Here is a 3,892-nt window from a genome sequence, read left to right as displayed (position 1 = left end):
GTTACTGCAGGTCGGCGGGAAGCGACGGCGCGCGACGCCGCAGCAGGTTGGCAAGCGCCATGGCGCCCACGCCCGCGCCCATGCCGACGGCGGTAGGCAGCGCGCTGTTCTGGGGCATCAGTCCGACCAGCACGTTGCTCAGCGCCCCGATCGAAAACTGCATCGTGCCGAGAAGGGCCGATGCCGAACCGGCCTGCGATCCGTGATGGGTGAAGCTGAGGACCGTCGCGTTCGTGCCGATGAACCCGAGCGCGCCAGTAATGCTGGTGATGAAAGCGCAGATCAGAAGCGGGTGCGCCTGTCCCGCCAGCCCGCTGAACGCGAACGCGACGAACAGGCTTGCGGCGCAGAGCGCCCAGATCAGCGCGCGTTCCAGCAGCAGCGCGGGGCCGAGCTGGCGGACGAAGCGCGCGTTGATCTGCGTGCCCAGAATGAACGCGGCGGCGTTGATGCCGAAGAACACACCGAAGGCGCGCGGAGAAAAACCCAGCAGCTTTTCAAAGACGACGGGCGCGCTGCCGATATAGGCGAACATCACGAAGGTCGAAAAACTGGCGATCAGGCCGTTGGTGATAAAAACCGGTTCCTGAATGATGCTGATATAGCGCCAGAGGATCGCGCGCGGGGACAATGTGCGGCGCAGGTCGGGCGGCAGGGTGTCGGGCAGGACGAAGGTGGTCACCGCCATGCCGGCGATGCCATAGGCCACGGCGAACCAGAAGATCCACCGCCAGTTGCCGAACACCAGAACCGCGCTGCCCAGAGAGGGCGCCAGAACCGGCATGACACCGAACACCAGCGTCAGCTGCGCCATCATGCGGGCACCTTCGCGCCCGGTGGCGACATCGCGCACCACGGCACGGGGGATGACGGCCGAGGCCGAACCGCCGCAGGCGGCGATGAACCGGCACACGCAGAACAGGTGATAGTTCGTCACCGTCGCACAGCCCACTGACGCAATCGTGAACACGGCCAGGCCGGCGACCAGAGGTGCCCGACGGCCCCACCGGTCGGAGATCGGCCCTTGCGAGAATTGGCCGACGGCCAGCCCCAGAAACCACGCGACCAGCGTGAACTGCGCGGAACCCTCTCCGGCCCCGAGATCGCGTTCTATCCATGGAAAAGCGGGAAGATACATGTCGGTGGACAAGGGGCCGATGGCGGAAATCAGACCCAGAAGCGCCACGATCAGGAACGACAGGCGGGGCGGCGGCGGAGTGACCGGAAACAGGGAGGCGGACATGATGGCCCTTGTACGACACGAAGGCCTGTTCTGCCTTCATCGACGGGCGCTTGTCCATTGGCCGCGCTGATAAAAGTGCCGGAATACTGCGCCGTACCCGATGGTCGCCGGGGGCCGGGCGCACCGTGGTGACGCGTATGAACGGCATGTCATAATCGGATTGACGCGCGAAATATTCCGCACTACGTCGGTCCGGCATCGCAACCGGATCGCCCGCCACGCCCGCGTTGGATCGTATTCAGTCCCTTGAAAAGAAAAACTTTTTCTACTTCTCCGCCGACCGGCGCATCAAAATAGGATCGGTCCAAAGGTTTTTTGCTGGATCGGTCCAGGAATGCGTCGCGTCATTCGTCCCCCGCCGTCGCTCAGGTCCCGTGTTCAGACGATGAAACCGCTGTCTCTTCCCTCTCTGGCCCTGCTGCTCGCCCTCGCGCCGATGACGTCGGGGAGTGCCGCTGCGGCCGATGATACGACACCACCGCCCCACGTGCCGTCGTCGCGCGTCGGCGGTTATGGGTCGCATATCCCGTCCACGCCCGCGCCGGTGTCTCAGACGACGGGCGCGCAGTCGCCGTACGAACAGGCGCCGCAGGTCGAACAGGGTGTGCTGCCCAAAAGCTTCGATGCGTGGCTGAAACAGACATACATGACCGGGAACTGGGGCGGTCTGCGTGACCGGCTTGTCGACCATGGCGTGGTGTTTCAGGGGCATTATCTGGAAGACAGTTCGGGCAACCCGGTCGGGGGGCGCGCCAGGGCGGTGCGATACGCCCATGAAGTCGGGGGCGGTGTGGACATCGACTTCAAGAAGCTGACGGGCACCGATGTCGGCATCCTGCATTTCCTGGTCACCGAACGTGCCGGTCTCGGGCTGAACGCGGTCCTGCCGGCCCTGAACTCCGTCCAGCAGATTTTCGGCTCCGGCGAGACGGTGCGTCTGACCCGCCTGTCGCTCGAACATAATTTCGGCGGGTATGCGGATGTCGAAGCGGGTTGGGTGAACACCGAAAACGATTTCGGACAGTCCACGATGCATTGGGGCCTGTCTGTCTATTGCCAGTTCCAGAGCAACGCGATCTGCGGCATGCCACAGTCACTGGCCATGAACTCGGGCTATGGTTACTACCCCACGGCCCATCCCGGTGCGTATCTGAAACTCTATCCGCTGAGGGACGACCGGATCCTCGTCTCGGCGGGTATCTATAATGTGGATAGCACCATCTCCAACACCCATAACGGGTGGAAGATGGGCCTCCATGACTCCACCGGCGCCTACCTGCCCTTTCAGCTGGGCTGGCATCACGGCGGCACGGACCGTCGCGGCGCACTGCCGGGCAACATCCGCGTCGGCGGCTACTGGGACTCGTCGGAGGTCCTGAACACGGTCGCGGCCCACGTCGGCAGTTTCCAGCCGGCCGGCGTGGCACTGGTCGACCTGCCGCAGGACAAGGTGCGCGGCCGGTTCGGCGGGTGGGTGCAGTTCGACCAGCTGCTCCAGCGCGACGGTCCGGGCAGCAACGAAGGCACGATGGTCTTCGGGGCGTTCACCTGGGGTGATCCGCGCACGGCCGAGGTGCCCTACTTCGCCACCTGGGGCATCGTTCGCAAGGGCACGTTCGCCGGGCGGCCGGACGACACCATCAGCCTTGGCGGCAAGTTCGCGATCCTCAACCCGAAATATGCCCAGTACGCGGCCATGTTGCAGCAGCTGGGCGAGCCGGCGCTGCGCCCCTCGGGCGAGCATTCGGTCGAGCTGAACTACGGCTGGCGTCCCACCGCGTGGGTCGGCATCCGTCCCGGCCTGCAATATCTGTGGCATCCGGGCGGGACCAATCTGTATCGCAATGCGCTGATACTCGATTTCGAGACGGCGCTGACGTTCTAGCCACGCGTCCGGGCCCCTTGCCGGGCAGGGGGGAGCGGTCCTATCTGGAGCGACGGTCCCCCGCCGCGTGCGGGGGTGGAGTCTTGGAGTTCGACTGCCCATGAGTGTCCCCCAGCCGGTCGCCTTCGATTACGACGCCCTTGCCCGGGCCCCCGTTGCGACGGACCCGTTCGCCCATTGCGTGGTGCCGAACTTCATCGGCCCTGACGATCTCAACGCCGTGGTGGCGTCCTTGCCGGAGATGGCGTCGGGCGGCTCGTTCCCGCCGGAATCGCTCGCGCTGTCGCCTCTGGTGCGCGCGATGACGGACGAGTTGCAGGGGCCAAGGCTCAAGGGGCTGATTGCCGGGAAGTTCGGCCTGGATCTGGACGACGCGCCCACGATGCTGACCTTGCGCGGTCGCACCCGGGAAAAGGACGGTCGTGTCCACTGCGACTCGACGGCCAAGCGGGTGACGATCCTGCTCTACCTGAACCCCGAGAACGAGTCCTGGGCGCGGCGCGAGGGCTGCCTGCGCCTTCTGCGTGGCCCCGACGATGTCGAGGATTACGTTGTCGAGGTGCCCCCGGTGAACGGGACGCTGCTGATCTTTCCCAACGGCCCGACCACATGGCACGGCCACCGGCAGTATGTCGGCAGGCGTTACACCATCCAGCTGAATTACATGGAGACCAGCGCCAAGGCCCGGCACGAGATGCGGCGCCATCGCCTGTCCGCGCTGGCCAAGCGGCTGCCGTTCGCGGCCTGATCGCGCGCGGACGGGC

General features: G+C 65.4%; 3 protein-coding genes. 2 read left to right on the top strand and 1 reads right to left on the bottom strand.

What is annotated here, in order from left to right; all coding sequences use genetic code 11:
* Position 1 precedes the first annotated feature (1 nt).
* Positions 2 to 1,243, bottom strand: coding sequence for a multidrug effflux MFS transporter (locus HUK82_RS15010; protein WP_176614719.1), 1,242 nt, complete (start codon positions 1,241 to 1,243; stop codon positions 2 to 4).
* Between the two features lie 385 nt (positions 1,244 to 1,628).
* Here HUK82_RS15010 and HUK82_RS15005 point away from each other — a divergent pair, with 385 nt between their 5' ends.
* Both HUK82_RS15005 and HUK82_RS15000 read left to right on the top strand, forming a co-directional pair.
* On the top strand, positions 1,629 to 3,128 hold the full coding sequence (locus HUK82_RS15005) for a carbohydrate porin (RefSeq protein WP_246495313.1): 1,500 nt from the start codon (positions 1,629 to 1,631) through the stop codon (positions 3,126 to 3,128).
* A 100-nt stretch (positions 3,129 to 3,228) separates the two neighbouring features.
* Positions 3,229 to 3,876 (top strand): 2OG-Fe(II) oxygenase family protein, encoded by a 648-nt coding sequence (locus HUK82_RS15000; protein ID WP_176614718.1) that lies wholly within the window; start codon positions 3,229 to 3,231, stop codon positions 3,874 to 3,876.
* Positions 3,877 to 3,892 lie beyond the last annotated feature (16 nt).

The organism is Ameyamaea chiangmaiensis, from assembly GCF_013376175.1.
Lineage (GTDB): Bacteria > Pseudomonadota > Alphaproteobacteria > Acetobacterales > Acetobacteraceae > Ameyamaea > Ameyamaea chiangmaiensis.
Note: the sequence above shows the minus strand (reverse complement) of the source record. Positions and strands in the feature narration are given on the sequence as shown.

What these genes read in the sequence shown, in the direction of transcription:
- HUK82_RS15010 (WP_176614719.1), bottom strand. Translation starts at nt 1,243, where the DNA reads ATGTCCGCCTCCCTGTTTCCGGTCACTCCGCCGCCGCCCCGCCTGTCG.
- HUK82_RS15005 (WP_246495313.1), top strand. Translation starts at nt 1,629, where the DNA reads ATGAAACCGCTGTCTCTTCCCTCTCTGGCCCTGCTGCTCGCCCTCGCG.
- HUK82_RS15000 (WP_176614718.1), top strand. Translation starts at nt 3,229, where the DNA reads ATGAGTGTCCCCCAGCCGGTCGCCTTCGATTACGACGCCCTTGCCCGG.